This window comes from Streptomyces durmitorensis (assembly GCF_023498005.1).
In the GTDB taxonomy this organism is placed as follows: Bacteria; Actinomycetota; Actinomycetes; order Streptomycetales; family Streptomycetaceae; genus Streptomyces; species Streptomyces durmitorensis.
The window spans coordinates 461,115-484,051 of sequence record NZ_CP097289.1; the positions used below are offsets into that span (position 1 = coordinate 461,115).

General features: G+C 71.1%; 24 protein-coding genes. 4 read left to right on the forward strand and 20 right to left on the reverse strand.

The annotated features are described in order from the left end of the window. Nucleotides 1-11: 11 nt before the first annotated feature. Together M4V62_RS01845 and M4V62_RS01850 are read right to left on the reverse strand one after the other, a co-directional pair. On the reverse strand, nucleotides 12-854 hold the full coding sequence (locus M4V62_RS01845) for a phosphotransferase (protein ID WP_249585417.1): 843 nt from the start codon (nucleotides 852-854) through the stop codon (nucleotides 12-14). Between the two features lie 17 nt (nucleotides 855-871). After that, nucleotides 872-1,717 carry an endonuclease/exonuclease/phosphatase family protein gene (locus M4V62_RS01850; RefSeq protein ID WP_249585418.1) on the reverse strand — a complete coding sequence of 282 codons (846 nt, stop codon included), beginning with the start codon at nucleotides 1,715-1,717 and terminating at the stop codon, nucleotides 872-874. Between the two features lie 141 nt (nucleotides 1,718-1,858). On the opposite strand from M4V62_RS01850, the gene M4V62_RS01855 reads away from it, so the two are divergent. Beyond that, nucleotides 1,859-2,311, forward strand: a complete 453-nt coding sequence (locus M4V62_RS01855) for a P-loop NTPase family protein (protein WP_249585419.1) — start codon at nucleotides 1,859-1,861, stop codon at nucleotides 2,309-2,311. Between the two features lie 132 nt (nucleotides 2,312-2,443). Here M4V62_RS01855 and M4V62_RS01860 read toward each other — a convergent pair whose 3' ends face one another. The 3 genes from M4V62_RS01860 to M4V62_RS01870 form a co-directional block, all read right to left on the reverse strand. Next, nucleotides 2,444-2,614 carry a hypothetical protein gene (locus M4V62_RS01860; protein WP_249585420.1) on the reverse strand — a complete coding sequence of 57 codons (171 nt, stop codon included), beginning with the start codon at nucleotides 2,612-2,614 and terminating at the stop codon, nucleotides 2,444-2,446. Nucleotides 2,615-2,657: 43 nt separating this feature from the next. After that, nucleotides 2,658-3,269, reverse strand: a complete 612-nt coding sequence (locus M4V62_RS01865; RefSeq protein ID WP_249585421.1) for a trypsin-like serine peptidase — start codon at nucleotides 3,267-3,269, stop codon at nucleotides 2,658-2,660. A gap of 181 nt (nucleotides 3,270-3,450) precedes the next feature. Further along, nucleotides 3,451-4,668, reverse strand: a complete 1,218-nt coding sequence (locus tag M4V62_RS01870; protein ID WP_249585422.1) for an MFS transporter — start codon at nucleotides 4,666-4,668, stop codon at nucleotides 3,451-3,453. Between the two features lie 54 nt (nucleotides 4,669-4,722). On the opposite strand from M4V62_RS01870, the gene M4V62_RS01875 reads away from it, so the two are divergent. After that, nucleotides 4,723-5,466, forward strand: a complete 744-nt coding sequence (locus tag M4V62_RS01875) for an AraC family transcriptional regulator (RefSeq protein WP_249585423.1) — start codon at nucleotides 4,723-4,725, stop codon at nucleotides 5,464-5,466. An 82-nt stretch (nucleotides 5,467-5,548) separates the two neighbouring features. Here M4V62_RS01875 and M4V62_RS01880 read toward each other — a convergent pair whose 3' ends face one another. The 3 genes from M4V62_RS01880 to M4V62_RS01890 form a co-directional block, all read right to left on the reverse strand. Then, nucleotides 5,549-6,202, reverse strand: a complete 654-nt coding sequence (locus M4V62_RS01880; RefSeq protein ID WP_249592662.1) for a DNA alkylation repair protein — start codon at nucleotides 6,200-6,202, stop codon at nucleotides 5,549-5,551. Nucleotides 6,203-6,273: 71 nt separating this feature from the next. Next, a complete protein-coding gene (locus tag M4V62_RS01885; protein WP_249585424.1) occupies nucleotides 6,274-7,647 on the reverse strand; it encodes an SMI1/KNR4 family protein in 1,374 nt (457 codons plus the stop codon). A 110-nt stretch (nucleotides 7,648-7,757) separates the two neighbouring features. Further along, nucleotides 7,758-8,540, reverse strand: a complete 783-nt coding sequence (locus M4V62_RS01890; protein WP_249585425.1) for an SDR family oxidoreductase — start codon at nucleotides 8,538-8,540, stop codon at nucleotides 7,758-7,760. 102 nt (nucleotides 8,541-8,642) lie between these two features. On the opposite strand from M4V62_RS01890, the gene M4V62_RS01895 reads away from it, so the two are divergent. Further along, a complete protein-coding gene (locus M4V62_RS01895) occupies nucleotides 8,643-9,473 on the forward strand; it encodes a helix-turn-helix domain-containing protein (RefSeq protein ID WP_249585426.1) in 831 nt (276 codons plus the stop codon). Nucleotides 9,474-9,487: 14 nt separating this feature from the next. Here the strand turns inward: M4V62_RS01895 and M4V62_RS01900 are convergent, their stop codons facing one another. The 12 genes from M4V62_RS01900 to M4V62_RS01955 form a co-directional block, all read right to left on the reverse strand. Next, nucleotides 9,488-10,621: a winged helix DNA-binding domain-containing protein gene (locus M4V62_RS01900; RefSeq protein ID WP_249585427.1), complete on the reverse strand. Its 1,134-nt coding sequence runs from the start codon at nucleotides 10,619-10,621 to the stop codon at nucleotides 9,488-9,490. Nucleotides 10,622-10,657: 36 nt separating this feature from the next. Then, nucleotides 10,658-11,014: a monovalent cation/H(+) antiporter subunit G gene (gene mnhG, locus M4V62_RS01905; protein WP_249585428.1), complete on the reverse strand. Its 357-nt coding sequence runs from the start codon at nucleotides 11,012-11,014 to the stop codon at nucleotides 10,658-10,660. After that, nucleotides 11,011-11,331: an MrpF/PhaF family protein gene (locus M4V62_RS01910; protein ID WP_249585429.1), complete on the reverse strand. Its 321-nt coding sequence runs from the start codon at nucleotides 11,329-11,331 to the stop codon at nucleotides 11,011-11,013. Before M4V62_RS01910 ends, mnhG begins: the two co-directional genes overlap by 4 nt. Next, complete coding sequence (locus M4V62_RS01915; RefSeq protein ID WP_249585430.1) at nucleotides 11,328-11,909, reverse strand: Na+/H+ antiporter subunit E; 582 nt, start codon at nucleotides 11,907-11,909, stop codon at nucleotides 11,328-11,330. The genes M4V62_RS01910 and M4V62_RS01915 overlap by 4 nt, the downstream gene beginning before the upstream one ends. Beyond that, nucleotides 11,906-13,513 carry a Na+/H+ antiporter subunit D gene (locus M4V62_RS01920; RefSeq protein WP_249585431.1) on the reverse strand — a complete coding sequence of 536 codons (1,608 nt, stop codon included), beginning with the start codon at nucleotides 13,511-13,513 and terminating at the stop codon, nucleotides 11,906-11,908. The genes M4V62_RS01915 and M4V62_RS01920 overlap by 4 nt, the downstream gene beginning before the upstream one ends. Further along, complete coding sequence (locus M4V62_RS01925) at nucleotides 13,510-14,085, reverse strand: Na(+)/H(+) antiporter subunit C (RefSeq protein WP_249585432.1); 576 nt, start codon at nucleotides 14,083-14,085, stop codon at nucleotides 13,510-13,512. The genes M4V62_RS01920 and M4V62_RS01925 overlap by 4 nt, the downstream gene beginning before the upstream one ends. Continuing rightward, nucleotides 14,082-16,973: a Na+/H+ antiporter subunit A gene (locus tag M4V62_RS01930; protein WP_249585433.1), complete on the reverse strand. Its 2,892-nt coding sequence runs from the start codon at nucleotides 16,971-16,973 to the stop codon at nucleotides 14,082-14,084. The genes M4V62_RS01925 and M4V62_RS01930 overlap by 4 nt, the downstream gene beginning before the upstream one ends. Nucleotides 16,974-17,093: 120 nt before the next feature. Continuing rightward, nucleotides 17,094-17,780 (reverse strand): GNAT family N-acetyltransferase, encoded by a 687-nt coding sequence (locus M4V62_RS01935; protein ID WP_249585434.1) that lies wholly within the window; start codon nucleotides 17,778-17,780, stop codon nucleotides 17,094-17,096. After that, on the reverse strand, nucleotides 17,777-18,640 hold the full coding sequence (locus tag M4V62_RS01940) for a class I SAM-dependent methyltransferase (protein ID WP_249585435.1): 864 nt from the start codon (nucleotides 18,638-18,640) through the stop codon (nucleotides 17,777-17,779). Before M4V62_RS01940 ends, M4V62_RS01935 begins: the two co-directional genes overlap by 4 nt. A gap of 156 nt (nucleotides 18,641-18,796) precedes the next feature. Next, nucleotides 18,797-19,273, reverse strand: a complete 477-nt coding sequence (locus tag M4V62_RS01945; RefSeq protein WP_249585436.1) for an SRPBCC domain-containing protein — start codon at nucleotides 19,271-19,273, stop codon at nucleotides 18,797-18,799. Nucleotides 19,274-19,345: 72 nt separating this feature from the next. Further along, on the reverse strand, nucleotides 19,346-20,977 hold the full coding sequence (locus M4V62_RS01950) for an MFS transporter (protein ID WP_249585437.1): 1,632 nt from the start codon (nucleotides 20,975-20,977) through the stop codon (nucleotides 19,346-19,348). A gap of 121 nt (nucleotides 20,978-21,098) precedes the next feature. After that, complete coding sequence (locus M4V62_RS01955) at nucleotides 21,099-22,202, reverse strand: NAD(P)/FAD-dependent oxidoreductase (protein WP_249585438.1); 1,104 nt, start codon at nucleotides 22,200-22,202, stop codon at nucleotides 21,099-21,101. Between the two features lie 108 nt (nucleotides 22,203-22,310). On the opposite strand from M4V62_RS01955, the gene M4V62_RS01960 reads away from it, so the two are divergent. After that, nucleotides 22,311-22,901: a helix-turn-helix domain-containing protein gene (locus tag M4V62_RS01960; RefSeq protein WP_249585439.1), complete on the forward strand. Its 591-nt coding sequence runs from the start codon at nucleotides 22,311-22,313 to the stop codon at nucleotides 22,899-22,901. Nucleotides 22,902-22,937 lie beyond the last annotated feature (36 nt).

Genomic DNA, 22,937 nt, shown 5'->3' on the forward strand with positions numbered 1-22,937 from the left:
CTGCCGCGATTTCAGCTCGATCCGCAGCGATCGAGCGCGGCACGAACCCGGTCGAGGCCCTCCGCTCTCCAGTGGTCCCGGTCCGGCATTTGGTCGTCTCGGCGCCATCGCCAGGCCGAGAACAGCGCCCAGTTCACGGCGCGGCAGCGGTGAATCAGGTCGTGGTCGGCCCCCGCATAGTGCTTGCCCACCTCTTCGGGCGCATGGGCGAGGTCGAACTCGATCGGCCCACGGCAGCAGGTGCCGAGGTCCACGAAGAGCGGCCCTCTGCTCGTGTTGAGGAGGTTGCCCGGATGCGGCTCGCCGTGCAGCAGTTGGTCGCCGGTTCTGTCGAAGCTGATCGCTGCGCTCAGTCCACTGAGGGTGGCGCTGAGGAACTCCCTTTCAGGATCCGGCAGTTCAGGGGACCGCTCCCGATCATCCACTTCCCTCAGTGCAGCGGCGACGCGATCAGTGAAATGCGGTGCGTCCAGATCGATCTGGCGCAGGGCGGCATGGTGCCGCAGGAACACGTCCGCGTAGTCGGCCGGCGCGATCCCTGATCCCACAGGTTCGTAGTAGGTCCAGAGCGAGATGGCGAAGGGATCGCGCACATGGACCCGGGGCTCGATCCGAGGATCGAGCTCGGCCACCGGGGCGTCGACGTCGGCGAGACGGCGGGCAACCTGTACTTCGAACTCGGAATCGGCCAGATGCCCCGAAGGCGCGACCCGGGCCAGAACGCCGCAAGGGACGAGGCGCAGCGCGACGCGGTCCGAGTTGTGGACGACGACCACGTCGTCGACCCGAAGGCCGAGCTCCGAAGCGACCGCCCGTCCTGCCTCAACTGCGCGGCGGAGTTCTTCTGGCTCCATGCGGTTCTCCCTCCGGGCTACGCCGGCCTCAGGTCGGCGTGCAGCACGTCATGGTCCGAGTACTGGGTGAGATGCACACCGTGTTCGGTCGGGACGAAGCCTCGCAGGAAGATGTAGTCGAACTTGCTGCGCCAGTCGGTGGTCGGCTCGCACGTACCGGTACCCGAGGGACCGCACTCGGGGTCCACGTCCGTGCCCAGACCCCACATCGCGGTGAGTTCGGAGGCATCCGGCACCGCGTTGAAGTCGCCGAGAACGATCGCGCGGTCGTGCCGGGCGACCGCCGCCGCGAGTACGCCGGTCTGTTCCGCGCGGACTGGTTGCTGCTCCCGTTGGGCCAGGTGCGTATTGAAGACCCGGACGGGCCGGCCGTCCACGAGGGTGGTGACGGCCATGTACCCGCGGTCCTCGGATCCGCCGTCGGGGTACTCCACGTTCACACGGTCTGTCATGGGCGCCGCCGAAAGCACCGCCTGCCCAAAGCCCCCCGGACTCCAGGGCAGCCCCCCGCAGCGGCTCCAACTGTCCACGACCGAGCCGTACTCGACGTGGTATTCCAGCCCGTACAAGTACTGCAGATAGTCCCGGATCCTCTCGACGTCACGCACACACGCCTCTTGCAGGCCGACGACCTGGGGCGCGTACGTGGCGATCTCCGCTGCCCGGCCGGCGTTGTACCCACTCGCATTGCAGGGATTGCAGATGTTCCACGTCATGACCCGGTTCGGTACGACATCTTTGGGGGCGCCGGCCGGGAGCGGGTTGGCGATGGGGACACCATTCGGTGCGCTGGGCCCGACCACCACCATGCAGGCCACGACCATGGCACCCGCGAGCCACCGCGCGCCGGTTCCGCTCACCATCGCCTCCTCGAAGTGGAAACCCGCGGCATCACATGAGGTCTCCCTGCACGAGGTTATGGGACGAGTTGTATGTGGCACATCAGGTGCCTGGTCCTCGTGGCGCCGAGGCGGTCCCGGCCGGCCGGATCCGAGGTGCCCGGCATGAGCGCGAGCTCACCCCGGACGATGCCGCCACCGTTGCCGGTGGCAGCGGGAATCCGCGACAGCTTCGGCCGCGGCCTGGCTCTGGTCGGCCAGGACAACATGAGGCGGACCGTGTTGAGGGAGAGTGATGTGCCTGGCGGCGCCAACATCGGCCTCATCGACATGGTCGTCCGCTATTCGCTGGACGCCGGCTACCACGTGGTGGTCGAGGGCATCCTGTACTACCTCGACATCCCGATCGAGGAGACGGTGGCCCGGCACGCGTCGAAGGCCGATCCCGATTATCTGGCCCAGGTCACCGAGCGGGAGCTGCGTGCCTGGTATCGCGAGCGCGATCTGCTCCCCGATGGTGTCGAGACCGTCATCGGAGCCGACAGCACCCTGGCCGACAGGGTCGAGCGCATCATGTGCGACACCGGTCTCGCGGGGTTGGCCGGTCGCGTCGACTGAGGAGGCGATCCTCGGACAACTCGCCTTGATGGGAAGCTACTTGCACGTGGGCGAAGTCTTCGGTGAGGCTGTCGCCCTCCCGCGAGCGGCCGTTCGCGAACCCACCGCCTGCCCGATGAGATGGAGGCAGTGTCAGCCTCGCTGGGCCCGTTCGTACACCTTCTTGGCCGTGGCGCCCCACACCCCTCCGTACATCTTGCTCGGCGTCAGGGAGTCCAGCGAGCTGTTGACCGAGACCAAGGTGCCCTTGCCGGTGGTGGTGAAGTCGGCCAGCCACGGGCCGCCGCTGGAGCCGCCGCTCATGTCGCAGGGGATGGCCTGTGTGCGTTCTCCTTCTTGGCCATACCTACACAGCGCAGGAGTTCCTCGCCCAGCTGCGGGCGGGTGGCGGAGTAACCGAAGGAGGAGATGGTGCCGCCGACGGGACGGTTGAAGGCGATGGCCTGGGAGCCCACGACGTCGGTGAGCGCGGGGACGCGGCCGAGCGGACCGCGAACGCGCCGTACGGAGCCTTGCCCTTGCTGTAGGCGGGGACGAACACCATGGAGATGTTGGTGTTGCCGGGCGAGGAACCCCGGCGCACGCAGTGCGCCGCGGTCATCACGGCGGAGCGGTTGTCGCTCTTCACGGCGGTGGCCGTGCACCAGGTGTCGGCTCCGTTCGCGTTGACGAAGAACAGCCGCCCCACGGTCTTGAGGGTGGTGCCACGCCACGGCTTGGCCTTCGGTCCTGTCGGTCCGAGGTCCACGGACCTCCCCACGGCCTTCATGCGGGCGGGCGTCCAGTAGGCGAGGGCTTCCTGGCGTTCCTGCGCGGTGTACTTCAAGACGGAGACCGGGTCGGCCGATGCGGTACCGGCCTGGCCGGTCACGGCCGTCGCCGGGAGCGGGGCGGCGAGGACGAGGGCTGTGCCGGCCACCGCGAGTCCCGCGGCGCGGCCGCGGAGACGCCGGTTCATGGAAGGAGTGAGTGCCCTGGGCATGTGGATGTCTCCTCAGTAGTGGCTGCACGCGGTGGAGTTGGGGTTCTCGATCCGTTCCGCAAGAGAGGAGATCCGTCTGCTCGGTTGGCTGTTCGGTGGGGGCTGTCGACGATCTGTGACACACGGCGCGCGGCGGGCGCTGTGCGCTGCGTGGATGTCAGCCGTGGTCGGGGCCGGCAGGAGAGAGCGCTGCGGCGTCGGTGCCGTCGCCCTCCGGGCGCGCCGCATCCGCCGGTTGCGGCACGGTGGGCTCGGGCAGCGTGCGGAACAGCAGCCAGCTCAGTGCGGGCATCAGGACCAGGGGCGCCAGTGCGGTCTTCAGGGACGTCGCGTCGGCGATGCCGCCGATGAGGGGGCTCGCCAGACCGCCGATGCTGACCGTCAGTCCGAGCGTGATCCCGCTGGCGGTCCCGATGCGGGAGGACAGGTAGTCCTGCCCGAGCGTGACCTGGAGCGAGAACGGGACGTACAGGCCGGCCGAGGTGAGCGCCACGAACAGGTAGAACGCCGGGCCGGGCACGAACACCACGCCCGCGACCCATCCGACCGAGAGCAGGTACGACCAGCGGGCGACGGTGACTCGGTCCCAGCGGTCGGCCAGCGCGCCACCCAGTACGGAGCCCACCGCACCACCGAGGTAGAGCACGAACAGCGCCACAGTCCCTGCCACCGTGCTGCCGCCCATACGTTCCTTGGCGTACAGGGAGATGAAGGTGCTCAGGCCGATGAAGACGATCGACCGGCACACCACGGCCAGCGACAGCTTCACGAACGACGCTTTGTCGTCAACTCTCGCCGGTACCGCCGTACCGGTCCCGGCGGCCTTCTGCCGCTCCAACGCCCGCAGCACGGGCAGGCACAGCACCGCACCGACGAGCGCCGGCAGCACCAGCAGTGGCGTCAGGCGCAGACCTCCCGTGGCAACGACAGCCGCGACCATGAGCGGGGCCACCGCGAAGCCGATGTTGCCGCCGAGCGAGAACCAGCCCATCCCTCTATGGCTGCCCCGACCGGCGATCCGGGCGACCCGCGCGGACTCGGGGTGATAGGCGGCCACGCCCACCCCGGACACGGCCACGAACACGAGGGTCAGCGCGTAGGAGCCGCTCACCCCGCTCAGCGCGATGCCCACACCGCCCAGCAGCGTGCTGACCGGCAGCAACCACGGCATCGCCCAGCGGTCGGTGAGGACACCGAACACCGGTTGCGCCACCGACGACAGGAGCGAGGCGGCGAGCACGATGCCCGAGACGGCGGCATAGCTGTAGGCGCGCTCGGCGACGAAGAACGGGACCAGGGACGCGACGGCGCCCTGGTACACGTCGACGCAGGCGTGCCCGGCGGACAAAAGGGTGATGGGTGTATTTTTTCGCACCCCGTCATGGTCGGCGCCGGTGACCGTGTCGCACTTCCGATAATCTGCCAGACGATGACGAACATCCGCCATGAGCCGGTCGCCCCGACCCGCACCCAGTCGCTGGCGTCCGGAGCCGCGATCGACACCCACCGCCACGACGACCACCAGATCGTCTACGCCGGCCGTGGCGTCCTGGCCGTCACCACCGACGCCGGATCCTGGGTCGCCCCTGTCACCCGCGCCATCTGGATCCCCGCCGGCACCGTGCATGCCCATCAGGCCCACGGTGAACTCGAACTGCACCTGGTGGGACTGCCTGCGGCCGAGAACCCGCTCGCCCTGGAGACACCGACCGTGCTCGCGGTGGGCCCGCTGCTGCGCGAACTGATCGTCGCTTACACCCACTCCCCCGGCGACGAAAGCCCCGAACGGGCGCGACTGCGCGCGGTGTTGCTCGACCAGCTGCGGGCCTCGCACCAAGAGCCGCTGCACCTGCCCACCCCGGCCGCGCCCCTGCTGCGGACGCTCTGCGACATCCTGTGCGCCGACCCGGCGGACAGCCGGACCCTGGCCGAACTGGGGCGTGAGGTGGGGGCGAGCGACCGTACCCTGTCGCGGCTGTTCCGTGGCGACCTCGGCATGACGTTCCCGCAGTGGCGCACGCAGCTGCGGCTCCACCACGCGCTGATCCTGCTGGCCGAGAACACACCCGTGACCGCGGTCGCGCATCTGTGTGGCTGGTCGTCCGCCAGCGCATTCATCGACGTCTTCCGGCGCACCTTCGGCCATACACCGGGCACGCACCCGAAGGGCTGAGCAGCCGCAGACCGGCCGGTCGGCCACTTCCCCGCCCACACCCGCGCCCAGGCCCCCGCCCGCGCCGACGATCCACCGTCGGTCAGACCACCGTCTTCTCCTGCTTCCGGCGCACCAGCTCGGTGATCCAGGTGGGCGCGAACGGAGACGTACAGCCCGGGGACGTCGGGTAGTCCTTGAGCACCTCCAGGCGCTCACCGATGTCGATGGCGCGGGCGCGGTGTTCGGCGTGCTCGATCCCGATCTGCGCCAGGCAGTGGTTCATCGCCCACTGGAGGCGATCCGGGGCGTCCTTCATCTCCGCCTCGATGACGTCGAGCAGCCCTGCGAGGTCGAGGCTCTCGGGCTTCTTCGCCACGCGTTCGGTGGTCAGCGCCCAGCCCGCGCTCGCGACCACCGGGTCCGGATCGGCGGACCAGGCAAGGCGCAGATCCTCGGCATGCGGGCTCTTCTTCACCACGTAATTCACGAGCCAGTCGTGCACCTTGGGTGTGCGCGCCTGGCGCAGCATGGCGTCCAACTCGTCACGTCCGAAGGCCTTCGGGCGGCAGATCAGGATCGCGAGCAGTCTCGCCGCGGTGTCCTCCGTCTCCCAGAGCCCGTGCGCGAGTTCCTGCTGCGTCTTCAGCCGCTTCGCGAGCGCGCGCAGCTTGCTGAGGTTCACGCCGTGATCGTCGCCGTGCCTCTCGTTCACCTCGCGTGCCTTCGGGTCCTCGAATGCGGCCAGCTCGGCCATCACCTGGGCCACCGTCACCTCGGCCACCGTCGTCTCGGCCACCTCAGCCTCCTGTCCGTCACGTGCGGGATTCAGCGTACGAGGGAAGCAGGACCGAGGTCGCCTTCGAGGACGGTCCGGATGATCCGAGGCCGGTCCCAGAGGGCGAGGATTTCGTTGGCGATGGGCACGGTGGACACTGGGTCCGCGTCGCCGTGCACCGTGACGACGGCGGCCGACAGGCCGCGCGGGACGGCACCCGCGTCGAGGAGGACGCGCCATTCCTCCGGACCGAGCGCCAGGAACTCCAGTGTGGTGAGCCCGGCGATCTCCCGGGGGTCGGCGAGCGTGCCGGGGTAGGCGGCGAGGGTCCGCAGGCGGGGCAGCCCGGTGATCGGGGCGAGGCTGAGCGGCTCGCCGTCCCATACGCCGATGGACAGGACCTCCAGGCCGGGGTGTGCGGCGGCCTCGACGCTCGGCACGCTGCGGACATTGACGTGGGCCACGGCCGACGGCCCGTCTCCGCCCGATTCGCCACTCCGCTCGCTGGGCCGGCCCAGCACCAGGTCGGTGAGCGAGTCGGCGACCAGGGACGCACCGATGTACCCCTCGTGGCCGAGGATGATGATCTGCCCGATGTGTCCGCACGGTCCTGGTGTCAGATCGACCGCCAGCCGGTCGCCGCCGCCGTTGTCCCCGAAGACGATCCAGCCGGGCGAGCCGACCAGGCCCTGCACCGCGGCATCGGGCGGGGTGACCACCGCTTCCATCGCCGCGAACTCCCAAGGGCACGGGCGGGAGGACGCGTCGGCGACGTACAGCTCGTCCAACGGGAAGAGTTCGCAGTCGACCGCCTCACAGGCACGTTCCGCTGCCTCGTCGTCGTCCTCCCAGTCCTCCCACCGTGCCCGTGTCACCTGGTAGAGCGCCCTCAACTCCGCCGGCAGGGCGACTCCGATGCGCGCTTCCGCGGCGGCGATCTCCGCGTGCGTCGCTCCGATGGCGTCGGGCATCCGCTCACGGAGCGTCCGCTCCAGCGATGACGGATCCGCCGAAGGCGCGGGCACCGCCGCGGGCGCCGGATCGGGAACCCGGCGCCACGGCTCCGGAACGGCGCCCTCGACCAGGAGGAGCGCCGGGTGCGGGGTGCCGCTGTCGGACTCCACGGCAGGGCTGGCCCCGCGCAGGCGGAGGGTGCTCTTGCCGTCCGGCGACATCTTCGCCGTGAACCAGACGTCGTCGACACCGGCGTCCACGAGCGCCTCACGCACCCGCTCCACCGCCTCCGTCTCGCCCCGCGTGTCCTGTCCCCGCAGGGGCAGATTCCAGCTCTGCCGACCGATCCGTCCCCCCACGCGGATGGCCGGGACAGCCTCCTGTGCCCGGCTGTCCCGCAGGAGGCGCAGCACGGGCTCCCAGGTCGCGAAGTCGAGCACCGAGGGCAAGGAAGAAGGCTGATCAACCATGTGCAGACCGTACGCGGAGCCACTGACAACGCGGGCAGCCCAGCCGCACACCCCTGCGGGCCGCCAAGTGCCGTTCGTACAGCCGGAGGCGCTGGAGTCCGCCGGTGGATTCAGCGCTGGAGCACGGGTCGTACGACGATCTCGTTGACGTCGATGTCGGACGGCTGCGCAAGGGCGTACGAGACGGCTCCGGCGATAGCGTCGGGCCCGATCGCGTGGGCGCGGTAGCCGCGCATGGCCTCGGCGGCGCTGACGTCGGTGATGGTGTCGGCGAGTTCGGATTCGACCACTCCCGGCGAGACGGTCGTGACCCGGATCGAGGGGTCGGACTCCTGACGCAGGCCCTCGGTGATCGCCCAGGCCGCGTACTTCGTGGCGCAGTACACGGCGGCGGTGGGCACGACCTCATGGGCGCCGATGCTCGCGACCGTGACGAAGTGTCCGGCGCCCTGCGCGGTGAAGACGGGCAGGGCCGCGGCGACCGTGTGCAGCAGGCCGCGGACGTTCACGTCGATCATCCGGTCCCACTCGTCCACGAGCAGGGAGTCAAGCCGCGACAGCGGCATGACCCCGGCGTTGGCGACGAGAACGTCGACGCGGCCATGGCGCTCGCGGGCGCCGTGGACGAAGGCCGCGACGTCCGCGCGGTCCGTCACGTCCAGCTGTACGGGGTGCAGGCTGCCCCCGGAGCGGGCGGCCGCCTCGGCCGTGCTCTCCGCCAGGTCCCACAGACGGTCGGTGCGGCGCGCGCCGGCCACCACCCGGTGTCCCTCCTCCACGAGTCGCGCGGCGACGGCCGCGCCGATGCCGCTGCTCGCGCCGGTGACGAGGACGACCTTGCGGCCGGCCGACTCGGCGTTGTCCGGTGCTTGTTCTGCTTGCTGTGTGGTCATGGGCTTGAGCCTGGCCCGGCTGCTGGGCACGCGGGAGAGGCGGCATCCTCCTGGGTGCGGCGCACCCAGGAAGAGCGGCGGACCCCGACCTACGATGGCCGCATGGCACGCTCAGAGCTCGGCGCCTACCTCACGGCCCGGCGCGCCCACGTCACCCCGGCCGATGTGAACCTCCCCGCCACGGGGCACCGCCGGGTGCCGGGGCTGCGACGCGAGGAGGTGGCCCTGCTCGCCGGGGTCAGCGCCGACTACTACGTACGCCTGGAACAGGGCCGGGAGCGCACGCCCTCCGCGCAGGTGCTCGACGCCCTGGCCGCCGCCCTGCGACTGCACGAGGACGGCCGCCTGCACTTGTTCCGGCTCGCCGGCATCGGCCCGCGCACCAGGGCCGCCGCCGTGGCCGACCGGGTCGAGCCGAGCCTCCTGGCGCTCATGGACGCCTGGCCGCACAACCCGGCGATCGTCTACAACCGCGCGTACGACGTGCTGGCATCCAACGCGATCGCCGACGCGCTCTTCCACGGCTGGGCGCACTCGCGCAACCTCCTGCACGTCGTGTTCACCGACCCGGCCGCCCGCGCCTTCTACCGCGACTGGTACGAGGTGGCGCGCAACTCCGTGGCCGGCTTCCGGCTCGGCCACGGCACGGCGCCCGACGACCCGCGGGTGCGCCGAGTGCTCGGTGAACTACTGGACCAGAGCCCGCACTTCGCCGACCTGTGGTCCCGTCACGACGCCCGCGGCAAGGCGCTGGAACGCAAGAGCTTCGAGCACCGCGAGGTCGGGCCGCTGACGCTGACCATGCAGACCTTCGACGTCCGGGCGGCCCCGGGCCAGGAACTCGTCATCTACCACGCGGAGCCGGCCTCACCCAGCAGCGAGGCACTCGCCCTCCTCGGCTCGCTGACCGCGACCTCGCGCCGAGAGCCCTGATCCGGGACCGTCGACTACAGAATGCGTGCCTCGCCCTCGGGAAGCTTCGCCCACCAGTGGTGGTAGCGGCTGTAGACCGCCGCATCGCGGTCGCCGAGGAAGGCCCGCAGGGACTGGGCCTCCTCGGCGAGTCCGTCCCACGTGTCCGGGCTCAGCGGGTGGAAGGCCGTGGCCTCGACACCGCCGTCCACCGGGCGCCACACACCGGCGACCTGACCGTCCACCAGCAGGGTGGGCAGTACGTCGCCGTTGCGCCGGATGACCCAGGGGCGGTAGTCCGGGGGTATCACCCGGGCGCGGTCGGCGTAGGCCAGCAGAACGCTGTCCCACATGGCCATGAGCCGAGGAGGGGCAGGAGTTTCGGCGGGCGGCCGCGAAGCACCCGGGAGGTCGAACAGCACGACCCCGTCCGGGCCTTGGAGCTGCTCAACGGCGTCCCCCAGACTGACGAGCGCCGCACGGACGGGCGCCCTCTGCACCATGGCGAACTGCGCCACGTCCGCGACCGAAGCGGGCCCGAACCCCGCCAGATAGCGCAGGATCAGGGTCCGCAGCGCCTGCGGATCCACCGCCCGGCCGGTGGGCACGGGTCCGCCCGGGGCCGCGACGAAGGACGGCCGGTGACCGAACGACCAGGGCGCATCCGTCGGGGCATGGTGCAACGGCGCGTACCCCTTCAGCCCCCACCACGCCCCGTCCTTCTTCTCGGCACCGAACCGCTCCTCGACCCATGTCTGCATCTGTGCCGAGGTCCGCGGCCGACGGGCGAAGTCCAGCAACTCCGGCACCAGTTCGTCGGCATCCGCGGGGCTCAGTCCCGCGGCGGCGAAGCGGGAACCGAGCCGGGAGGCGTACAGCGTGGGCTGCAGCGCCGAACGAAAAGCGGGGTAGTCCTCGGCGTGCACGGCGTGCAGCGTGATCCGCATCAGGGTCGCCTTGACCACTGAACGCCCGGCGAACACGGTATCGAGCTCGGCCGCCGTGAATGTGGCGAGGCGGTTCCACAGGGCGAGATACGGCGAGGCAGGGTGCTGCGCCTGGAGCGCGACCACGCGTCGCACGCCGTCCTGGACGGTCAAGGGAGCACGCTCCAGGAGCAGTTGACGGCTGAGGGTCGCCCGGTTGAGTTCACGCTCACTGATCTTCACAGTCCTGGATTCTGCCCTCTCCGCTCTCCTTCCTCGTCAGTTCCGCCGGTCCGGCTCCGACCCGGCGAGCTCGTCGAAGAGCAGGGCGCAGTCGCCGGTCTGTCCCGTGCGGTAGGCGACGCGTGCCACCAGGTGCGCGGCGACGGGGTTGGTCAGGAGGTGGAAGAACACGACCAGGGCGAGCGTGCCCAGGTCGGCCCAGGAGCGCAGCCGCAGTGCGACGCCTGCGGTGATCAGGAGGATGCCGAGCGTCTGCGGGTTGGTCGCAGCGCTGCTCCGGGCGAGGACGTCGGGCAGCCGCAGCAGGCCGATGACTCCGGTCAGGCAGACCAGGGCGCCGAGGAGGAGCAGGGCCGCCCCTGCCAGGTCGGCCACCTCGTGCCAGGCGGTCACGGGCCCTCCTTGGGCGGGACGGGCCTCGGGACGGGACGCGGGGTGGGGCGGTCGCGTACGGCGATGAAGCGGGCGATGCCCACCGAGCTGGTGAAGCCGAGGAAGGCGATCACCAGCATGATCGACAGGTAGTAGCGGGTACGGGTGGACGCCGCTTGTACCCCGATCCCGGCCACCATCAGCGCCGCCGCGACATCGACGCCCACCGCGCGGTCGAGCATGGACGGGCCGCGCCGGATACGGATCAGGAGAAGCGCGCCCGCGAGCAGGATCACCGCCAGGGCGGCGTCGAGCAGGATGTTGTCCAGAGCGGTCATGGCCGGGGGTCCTTTCGTGCGGGAGACGGGGGATCGGGGTCCACGGCGACGCGCTCGATCTCGTCACGGGTGCCGAAGGCCCGCACGACCAGTGCCTCAAGTCGCCATACGTCACGGCGGGTTCGGCGCACCGCGTCGCGGTCGTCGGCGTCGGACATGTGCAGGTACAAGGTGGCGGTGGCGCCGTTCACCTCGACCAGGGCGCCACCCGGCACGCAGGAGACGGCGACGGCGGTCGCGGCGATCATCAGGTCGGTGCGGCACCGCAGTCGGACGGCGATCACGGCGGCGGGGCGCCTGCGGCCGCTCAGCGCCTGGCGGGTCACGGTGACGCTGGAGGCGACCATGTCGTACACCAAGTACCCCGCAAGGCGCACGATGCCCAGCGGGCGCAGGCGCAGCGCGAGGTCGACGGCCGGCAGCGGGAAGACGAGGCACAGCGCGACGGCGACCAGGACGCCGCTGACCAGATTGCCCCAGGTCGGCCCCGACCACAGCAGCATCCAGATCACCGTGAGCCAGGCGATCAGGGAGAGGTCCAGGCGGCGCGGGCGGCTCTTGGGGTCGGCGGAGCTCACGGGCCGAGCACCGCCGTGATGTACGGGGTCCTGGCCAGGAGTTCGGCGGCCGAGCGGTCGGCCAGTCCCGTCAGGGGCGTGGCGAGCACGGTGTAGGACAGCCCGAGCAGCACCGCACCGACGGTCGCGGCGATCATCACGCGCGGCACACGGGCCGTGGTGCGCACGCAGACGGTGGCGGGGACGACGGCCACCGCGCCTCCGTTCCCTGCACCCACGGCGACCACGGAATCCTCGTCGTCATCGATGTCCTCCAACACGGTTCCCTCCAGCGGGAGTTGGGAGGGTGCGGCCCGCCAGAACGCCAGGTTCCACACCTTGGCCATCACGTACAGCGTCAGGAGGCTGGCGACTGCGCAGGCGCCGAGCAGCACGTACGCCTCACTCCCGCCGTCCGCGGCGCCCGCCCGCATCAGCCCGAGCTTGCCGAGGAAGCCGGACAGCGGCGGGATCCCGGCGAGGTTCATGGCGGGCACGAACCACAGCGCGGCCAGCAGGGGCGCGGTGCGCGCCGCGCCCCCCAGTCGCGTCAACTCCGTTGTCCCATAACGTCGTTCGAGCAGCCCCGCGGCCAGGAACAACGTCGTCTGTACGGTGATGTGGTGCGCGGTGTAGACGATGGCGCCGCCGATGCCGCCGCGGCTGCCGAGCGCGAGCCCGAAGAGCATGAAGCCGATGTGGCTGACGAGCGTGAAGGACAGCAGCCGTTTGAGGTCGGTCTGGGCCACCGCTCCGAGGATGCCGATCAGCAGGGACGAGAACGCCACGGCCATCAGCAGCAGGGAGAGCCGGTTGCCGGGGAACAGCAGGGTCTCGGCGCGCAGTATCGAGTACACGCCGACCTTGGTGAGCAGACCCGCGAAGACGGCCGTCACCGGGGCGGGCGCGGTCGGATAGGAGTCGGGCAGCCAGGCGGCCACCGGGAAGGCGGCGGCCTTGACCCCGAACACCGTGAGCAGCAGCGCCTCGATCAACGTCCGTACGCCGAGGGGCAGTTCGGCAAGCCGGACGGCGAGCTGCGCGAAGTTGGCGGTGCCGCAGGCCGCGTAGGCGACCGCGATGCCCGCGAGGAACACGAGCGACGAGACGAGGGAGACGACGACGTACGTCGAACCGGCCCGCAGGCGCGGTTCGGTGCCGCCCACCGTGAGCAGCACGAAGCTGGCCATCAGCATGATCTCGAAGCCGACGTAGAGGTTCACGAGGTCGCCGGCGAGGAACGTGAGCGACACCCCGGAGACCAGGACCAGATAGGCGGGGTGGAAGACGGCGATCGGAGCGCGCTCCTCGCGGTCGACCATGTCCTGGCCCAGTGCGTAGATCAGGACGATCAGGGTGATGGCCCCGGACACGGTCAGCATCAGCGCGGCGAGCCGGTCGGCTACCAGGGTCACCCCGAGCGGCGGGGCGAAGTCGCCGAGATGGACGACGAGCGGGCCGCCGCGGTCGGCCTCGACGAGGAGGACGATGTCGACGACGAGGACGGCCGCCAGGACGCCGATGCCGATCAGCCGGTGGAGCATGCGCAGCCGGGGCCCGATGAACAGGCTCAGGCCGCATGCGGTCAGCGGCAGCACGACGGGCAGCGGGACGAGGGCGTTCACCGGGGGTCGTTCTCCTGCCGTGCGGGGATTGGCGGTGGGGGCGGGTCCGCGCCGAGGATGTCGTCCCACAGGTCGCCGGTGGCGTCCCGGGCGCGGGCCTGGAAGGCACGGTCGGCGCGCAGCCTGCGGCGCTGTTCGCGGCGTTCGTCGCGCCAGGCGCGCGGCCCCTCGCCGCGGTGCAGCTCGCGCAGTTCGGCGCGCTCCTCCGCGATCTCCGCGCGCAGGACGACGCGCCGGTCCTCCACGTCGTCCGGCACGAAGTCGGAGCCGGTGAGCTGGCTGCTGCGGTAGACCATCGCGAGCACGAACGCCGTGGTGGCCAGGGTGATGACGACTGCGGTCAGCACGATGGCCTGGGGCAGCGGATCGGTGACCCGGGTGTGGGCGACGCCGGGGTAGAGCAGCGGCGGAACGCCGGCCCGCCCGGTGGTGGTGAGGACGAACAGATTGACGCCGTTGCCGCACACGATGACCCCGATGAGCACCCGGGTCAGGCTGCGGGTGTGGATGAGGACCCCGCCGACGGCGGTCAGGACGACGGCGCAGACCAGCAGGCTCAGGCTGACGGTCACCGCTCCCCCGCCCCGGCGAGCGCGAGCCCGGCCCTGTGCTCCGTCTGCTGGTCGATCTTCGATCCGAGGGCGCGGACCATGTCAAGTACCACTCCGAGGACCAGCAGATACACCCCCAGGTCGAAGAGGACGGCGGTGCCCATGTGCCAGTCGCCGATCAGCGGCAGATGCCCGTGCCACGTCCAGGCGTGCAGCACGGTCCCATCGGCGAGACCCAGGAGCGCGACGCCGGTGGACAGGGCCAGGCCGAGACCGGTGAAGAAGCCGGGATGGACCGGGGCCGCGGCCTCCAACTCGTGGCGCCCGCCCGCAAGGTAACGGATCATCAGGGCCACGCCCGCGACGAGCCCGCCGACGAATCCGCCGCCCGGCAGGTTCTCCGCGCACAGCAGCAGGTACACCGACAGCATCAGGATCGGGTGGAAGACGAGGCGGGCGATCACCTCGAAGACGACGGAACGGTGCTCGGGCGCGAGCGTGTCACCGGCCGTCAGCCAGCTGCGCTCAGGCGCGGTCTGGCGGTACTTGAGCGGCACCTGGATGGCGGGCGCCGCAAGGGACCAGGCGGTCACCCCGCCGGGCAGCGCGGGTGGCGCACCCGGTGTCGGCCCCTGTCTGCGGTGTACGTACAGCAGGCTCGTCACGCCCAGGACGGCGACGGCGAGGACGGCCGACTCGCCCATCGTGTCCCAGGCCCGGAAGTCCACCAGGATCGTCGCCACGACGTCCTTCAGGCCGTGGTGCGCGGTCTCCTCGGTCATGGCGGCCCCGGCCGGATCCGCAGTCCGCGCCCCCGCCGCGAGCCACACCGCGCAGGCGACCACGACGCTGCTGCCGAGCGCGAGCAGCAGACTGGCCACGCGGCGCCACGACCGCGCCGCCTCCCCGAAGTGCACCGGCAGCCGCCGCAGGACGAGGACCAGGACCACGGTCGACACGGTCTCCACGCCGAACTGCGTGAGCGCCAGATCGGGTGCGCCCTGGACGACGTAGAGCAGCGCGGTGCCGTACCCGGTCAGGCCCGCGAGGACGGCCGCCTTCATGCGGCGCTGCACGGTCAGGCACATCAGGGCGCACGCGCAGGTCAGCGCGGCGACCCCGGCCTGCCACGGGGTGTCCCAGACGCGGGGTGCGGGGGCGCCGTGCCAGGGCCGGTCCGTGACGAGGACCGCGACGAGCCCGGCGAGCATGACGCCCAGGATGGTGGCCACGTACGCGGGCAGCGATCCCTTCTGCACCGCGCCCGTCACCTGCAGTGCCGTCCGCTCCACGCCGAGCACGATCCGCCCGAACCCCTCGTCCGCCTTCGGCCACGCGAACCGCCGCCCAAGGCGCACCACCACTCCCCGGCCCACGAACAGCGCCGCGCCACCCACCCAGGCGAGTGCGGACAGACCGAGCGCGGGTCCGAATCCGTGCCACAGCGCGAGGTGGTAGGGGTGCGCCGGGACAGGGTACTGCGCCGCGTACGCCTCGAAGAGCGGCGCCACCCACCCGACCCCCGGGCCGAGCAGCAGGGAGCCGACGGCGAGCAGGGCGGGCGGCGCGAGGAAGGCGGGACCGACGCGGTGCACGGCGGTGTCGGCGAGCCCCGGCTTGCGGGCGAACGCGCCCCACAGGAAACGCAGCGTGTACGCGGTGGTGAGCGCGGAGCCGATCACGATCAGGGCGAGCACCCGCCGTTCGGCGACGCTGCCGTGCAGCAGCGCCTCGAACGCGGCCTCCTTCGCCACGAATCCGAGCAGCGGCACCAGCGCGACCATCGACGCGCCCGCGACGACGGCGACCGCGGCCACCCAGGGCAGCGACCGCCCCACACCGGACAGCCGCCGCAGATCGCGTGTTCCCGCCGCGTGATCGACGATCCCGGTCACCAGGAACAGCGGTGCCTTGAACAGCGCGTGCCCCAGGATCATCGCGATGGCCGCGAGCGCGGTGTTGTAGGTGCCGTCGCCCGCGAGCACGATCAGGAAGCCGAGTTGGCTGACGGTCCCGTAGGCGAGCACGAGCTTGAGGTCGTTCAGTCGCAGCGCGCGCCAGCCGCCGAGCAGCATCGTCGCCGTGCCGAGTGTCAGGAGCACCGGCCGCCACGGCGCGACGTCCGCGAACGCGGGGGCGAGGCGCGCCACCAGGTACACACCCGCCTTCACCATCGCCGCCGCGTGCAGATAGGCGCTGACCGGGGTGGGCGCGGCCATCGCGTTCGGCAGCCACAGACTCAGCGGCCACACCGCCGACTTGGCGAGCGCCCCGGCCAGGATCAGCACCAGCGCGGCCGAGAGCGTGCCACTGGCCGCCGGCGGCGAATCCAGGATCCGGGAGATCCGGTACGTGCCCGCCGCGTGACCCAGCATCAGGAATCCGACGAACATGGCGAGTCCGCCCACCGAGGTCACCATCAGGGCCTGCAACGCGGATCGGCGGCCGGCCCGCTTCTCGCTGTCGTACCCGATCAGGAGGAAGGACAGGACGGTCGTCAGTTCCCAGAAGAGATACAGGATCATCAGGTCGTCGGCGAGGACGAGCCCCAGCATCGCTCCGGCGAAGGCCAGGAGGTTTCCGCCGAACGCCCCCAACTGCCGTGTCCCCGGGGCGAAGTAGCTCACGCAGTACAGCAGCACGAGCGCCCCGATCCCGGCGGCGAGCAGCACCATCACCAGGGACAGCGCGTCGAGCCGGAACGCCACGTCGACGTCGTACGCCTCGATCCACGTCCACGCCTCGTCACGCGTTCCGCCGCCGGTGAGCGTGCCCCACTGGCAGAGCGCCCAGGCGAGGGCGGCCGCGGGCGGCAGCGCGAGCCCGACGAAGGCCCGCGGGCCGAAGCGGCGGACGAGCGGGACGGCGCAGAGCGCGACGACGAAGTGGGCCAGGACCAAAACGGTCATGGGTCATGCATATCGGCAAGTAAGAGACATATAGGGTGGGCGCGCCGAGCGGCGGTGACGCGGCACAACTCCCGGGGACGCAGCGACAGCTGCTCGTGCGGCAGACGCCGTCGCAGGTCGTCAGTGACCGCGCAGGGCCTTCCAGTCGTCCTCGAGGATGGAGTACTGGACGATGTCGTGCCACACACCGTCGACATGGCCGTAGTGCCGCAGCCGTCCCTCCCGGACCATCCCGGCCTTCTCGATGGCCCGCTGCGCGGCGACGTTGGACGGCATGAATCCCGACCAGACGCGGTGCAGTCCGAGCCGGTCGAAGCCAAGGACACCCAGCAGGTAGCCGATCTCGACGCTGTGGCCCACGCTGACCCGATCGGCGCGCAGTGCCAGTCCCACCTCCGCGCTGCGGTAGCCGACGCGGACCATTCCGCCTTCGCCCGACTGGTTCTCGACGATCAGCTTCGCCGAGCCGATCAACTCGCCCGTGGCGATCTCGCTGACGCCCAGTCGGTAGTGCGAGCGCGGAGTGCGCCGCGCACCTTCCCTGGCCTGCTCGACCAGTGCCGCGGCGTCGGGGCGCCGGAAGGGCGGCATGCCGAACTCGCGGGTCGTGCGCGGGTCGCCGAAGATGGCGAGTACGCCCTCGACGTCGCTGGGCAGGAATTCCCGCAGTCGCAGCGTGGCGCCTTCGATGAGAACGGAACGCTGCTCGGAGACGGCCGGTGGCCGTTCGTCGACCAGCGTCTGGCACGGCTCTCGTGGCCCCCACAGGGGGGCTTGCTCCCGCTCGGCTTCCAGGCGATCCGTCATCTGCTGACTCCTTGGTGATGTTTCGTCGGGCCGAACGACACGCGCGTGACCCACAGCGGTCTGCGTGTGCGGACCGCGGGAAGAAGGTTGGCCAGGGGCAGGAGCCACCCGCAGAGGAAGCCCCGGCCCCGGGGTTCACGCACCGCTCGCACGGCGGCGACGTTCGGGTGCACCGCGCGCAGCTTCCGCTGTTCCTTGGGCGTCATCCCCCAGAGCATCGGCGGCGGCCGGTACCCCGCGGGGTACTTCCAGCGGCCCCGTTCGGTGCGGGCTGCCATCCAGGCGGGCGGGGTGTCGAAGACGAGCTCCGCTCCGGGAAAGCGGGCGGCGCACCCCTCGATGAGCCGGTGCACCACGTCCCTCGGGAGATACATCAGCATCCCCTGGGCGAGGATCAGTACTCCGCGCGAGGCGTCGACCTCGTCCATCCACCGTGTGTCGGTGGCCGAACAGGGCAGGGTGCGGTGGCGCGGCGCGTCCGGCAGCAGCCGCTTCCGCAGCGCCGCGACCTCGGGCAGGTCGACCCCGAGCCAGTGCACCCTGCCGTTGTCCACCCGCCAGAACTGCGTCTCCAGGCCCTCTCCGAGCGAGACGACCGTGCCGTCCGGGTGGTCCCTGAGGAAGCGGCGCACCTCGCGGTCGTAACAGCGTGCTCGTACGGCCATCCCTTGCGCATAGCCCCAGTTGCCGGTGCCGAACCGCCGCTCGAAGGGGTAGTCGACGGCGTCGATCACCTCGATCGCCTTCGGGTCGAGCAGTGCCGAACCAGGGTCCTTCGCGGCCAGAGCGCGGTGGTGCAACGTCCATAGCGTCGTCTCGGCGACGCCATCCAGCTGGGCCTTCCGCTTCTGTCCGTCCATCCGGCGATGGTCACAACACGGGCGGCGGCCCAGCAAGGAGCGTCACTCCTCCGAGCGCATAGATCACTCCTTCAGTTGGGATTTCCTGCCGTGGAGGGCCCGGTGGTGCCGCAGGCGACCGGACAGGCATCTTCATTCCGGTTCGCCTGCTGGGCATCACCTGCCGGAGACGAGCTCGGACAGGTGGTGCAGCGACGTGGGGAGATGCTCGGGGCCGAACGGCGGGAACTGGAGGTACTCCCGGATGAACTGCGGGACCGCGGACCAGTCGTACGTGAGCGTGACCTCGGTCTCGGACGGGCCGAGCGGAACCAGGTCGTAGCGCCAGATCCAGCCGCCGAACTCCAGGTGGCCGTCCTCCTTCTCCTCCCCCGTCAGCCAGCCGATGGCGCGCGGCGGGTCGAGTACCTGGACCTTGTTGGCCACCTGGTAGTCACCGTCCGGATGGTTGGCGTGGTACATGCCCATCCGGAAGACCTGTCCCACCTCGGTCAGCGGCGCCCGGTCGACGGCCTTCTGGACCCAGCCGGTGCCATCGATCGAAGAGTGGGCGTTCGGTTCCGCAAGGACCGCGAACACCCTCTCGGCGGGCGCGGCGATGGTCAGGGTGGCGCTCACGTTCTCCTGGTCCACGGTGTCCACGCTCCTTGTCGTCATCTCAACGTCGGCTCAGGCGCCTCCCACAGGCGCGGAAGGAAAACGTCCTCACCGTGCAGACGATGCGGCGACGCGGAACTCATCGGTCGTGTCGTCGGAGCCCTCAGCCGTTCCATCCCCGCCCTGCGGCCCTCGCGCCACGACGTACAGGAACAGCACGGCCATGACGGCGACGCCCGCCCACATGGCCTGCTGCCAGCCGTCGACGAACGACTCCCGGGCCGCATGGATCAGCGCCCGGCCATGGGCACCGGCTCCGTCCGCGGCGCCGACGGCGTTGGCGACGCCTTCGCGCGCGGTGTCGGCAGCGCCCCGGGGAAGGCCTGCGAGCCGGGAGTCGATGGCGCTGCGGTAGCCGGAGGACAGCAGTGCGCCGAGCAGAGCGACGCCGAGCGCGGTACCGAACTCCCGGGTGACGTCATTGAGTGCGGAGGCGACACCCTGGCGCCCACGCGGCAAGGAGCCGGTGATGGCCTCGGTCGAGGGCGTCATCGACAGGCCCATGCCGGTCCCCATGGCGAGCATGCCGGGAAGGACGGAGAGGTAGCCGCCGTCGACGGAGACGAAGGCGGCCATGAGCGCCAGACCGACGCCGGCCAACAAGATCCCTGCCGCCATGGTGGAGCGCGCGCCGATGCGGGCGGCCAGCTTGGGGGCCAGGCCCGAGGCCATCATCATCAGCACGGCCATGGGCATCAGGGCCAGCGTGGACAGCAGACCCGACCAGCCGAGCACGGCCTGGAGGAAAGGGAAGAGGACCACGAAGATGCCCGCCTGGACACCGAAGACCGCCAGGAGCGTGATCGAGCCGCCGGCCAGCGAGCGCTCGCCGAACAGACGCACGTCCAGGAGCGCGGCATCCCCACGGCTCAGTTCCCAGGCCACGAAACCGACGGCGGCGATGACACCGACGGCGAGGCCGAGCAGGGTCACGGGCGCGGTCCAGCCGCGCTCGGGCCCCTCCTGCAGGACGAAGATGAGCGCGACCACCGCGACGACGGAGGTCAGAGCGCCGACGGTGTCGAAAGCGTGCCGGGACTTCTCACGGGAGTTGGGCACGGACCGCAGCGCCATGGCGAGGGCCACGGCGACCAGCGCGACGGGCAGGACGAACAGCCAGCGCCAGCTCGCCACGTCGACCAGGGCGGCGGAGAGGAACATGCCCAGGATGCCGCCGCCTCCGGCGACGCCTGTCCACACGCCGATCGCCCGGCCGCGTTCTTCCTTGGGGAACGTGGAGGTGATGACGGCCAGCGTGATCGGCATGATCATCGCCGCGCCGACACCGCTGAACAGGCGTGCGGCGAGCATGACTTCGGCCGACGGCGCGAGGCCGGCCACCACATTGGCGACACCGAAGAGGGCCAGGCCCGCGAGCAGCATGGGTTTGCGGCCCCAGCGGTCGCCGAGCGCGCCCAGGGGCAGGAGCAGGGCGGCCAGACTGAGGGTGTAGATGTTGATGATCCACAGGATGGTGCTCTGCGAGGCACCGAAGGAGACGGCGAGGTCGGGCTGGGCGACGTTCAGGCCGGACACCGAGGCGATCACGGCCATCAAAGCGATGCAGACGGCGATCAGGATGGTGCGGCGCCGGCGCGCATCCGGTACGCCCGCGCCAGCCGCGCCGGGCGCGCCGCTGGGCTCATCGGCACTCGGCTGTGGAGGCTGGTTCGTACTCATGGATTCCTCTCCAAGGGCATACGGGTCCAAGGGCATGTGGATGCGATGGCATGCGGACGTCAGCGCCGGATCGGTTGATGGGCGCCGGGGGATGGGGCGAGGGCAGGCCCCGCGCGGGGTCTCAGGCCCGGGTGAGGCCGCGCTGCGCGGCGGCGAGGGCCGCCTCGGTGTCGGCGGCGGCCAGGTCGGCATTGATGTGCGCGCCGGCCAGTGCACCGGCCGCGGCGGAGGCGCCGACCTGGGCGGTCAGGTCGGTGGCGTTGCCCGCCACCCACACCCCCGGCACCTCCGTGGCACCGGCCTTGCCGGAAGCGAAGTGACGGCCCGTCCCGCCGGGCAGGTCCTGCATCGGGAGCCCCAGTTTCTCCAGGCCGTCGGTGCGGGCCTGCATGGTGGTGGCGACGGCGAGCACACGCCGGGCCACCAGCTGTCCGTCACTCAGGCGTACGCCCGCGATGCCGCCGTCCGCAGAGGCCACGACCTCGGTCACGGGGGTGTCGACGACGCGGACACCGCGCGCGGCGAAGCGCGCGCGGGTGTCCTCGTCGAGCTCGGTGCCACGGGTGAAGTAGACGAGGTCGTCGGTCAACTGGCGGAACAGCAGGGCGTGGTGGACGGAGGCCGGGCCGACGGCGAGGATCCCGATGGGCTCGTCGCGCACCTCCCAGCCGTGGCAGTACGGGCAGTGCACCACTCCGTGACCCCAGTGCTCGGCGAGCCCGCGCACCTCGGGCAGGACGTCGCGCAGTCCGGTGGCGACGAGCAGGCGGCGCGCTGTCAGGGTGCTTCCGTCGGTGAGGGTGACCGTGAAGCGCGGGTCTCCCCCGGCAGCGGCTGGGGCAGCGGAGGCGGCTGGGGCAGGGGAAGCGGCTGGGGCAGGAGAAGCGGCTGGGGCAGGAGAAGCGGCTGGGGCAGCGGAGGCAACCTCCCCGGTGACGACCAGGCCGCCGTAGCGGCGCACCTCGGCCCGCCCCCTCCGCAGCAGTTCGGCCGGCGGGATGCCCTCCAGGCCGAGCAGGCCGTGCACGCCGTCGGCGGGTGCGTTGCGCGGGGTGCCGCTGTCGATCACGACGACCGTACGGCGGGAGCGGGCGAGCATCAGCGCGCCGTTCAAGCCCGCGGCGCCTCCGCCGATCACCACGGCGTCGACGGTCTCGCCCGGCAGCTCGCCGGTCGCATGCACGGCTGTGGTCTCGGCCGCATGCACGGCTGTGGTCTCAGACATGGCGTCGCACCTCTTTTCCTTCACGCGAGCCCCCAGCGGTCCGGTCGGTTCGGGGGCTGCGCTCACGACGATAGGCACGCCTTGCGAGCAAGGCATACAATGTTGCCTATGACGCAAGACAATGGCGAGATGGACAGCCTGGTACGCAAACGGATCCGCGCCCTGCGGGTGGCGCAGGGCTGGTCCCTGGAGGAACTGGCCACCCGCGCCTCCGTCAGCCAGTCCACGCTCAGCCGCATCGAGAACGGCCAGCGCCGCCTGGCCCTCGACCAGCTCGTCACGCTCGCGCGGGCCCTGGACACCTCGCTGGACCAGCTCGTCGAGACGGCCACCGACGACGTCATCACCAGCCCGGCGATCGACGGAGCCCATGGGCTCATGCGCTGGCCGATCAAGGCAGAGCCCGGCATGAGCGTCGTACGTCAGCGCATGACCAATCCCCCGCCCGACAGCCCTGCACGCATGCGCGCCCACCCGGGCCGCGAATGGCTCGTCGTCCTGTCCGGCACGGCGATCCTGCTCCTCGGCAACCGGCGCTTTCGCGTCGAGACCAACCAGGCGGCGGAGTTCCCCACGATGCTTCCGCACGCCATCGGTGCCGAGGGCGGGCCGTGCGAGATCCTGGGCATCTTCGACCGCGACGCCCGCCGCGGCCACCAGCGCGAGAACGACGGCGACGGCGACCGGCCCCGCCCGTGACGGACCGGACCGGCGCCTGCGCCTGCTCCTGCGTCT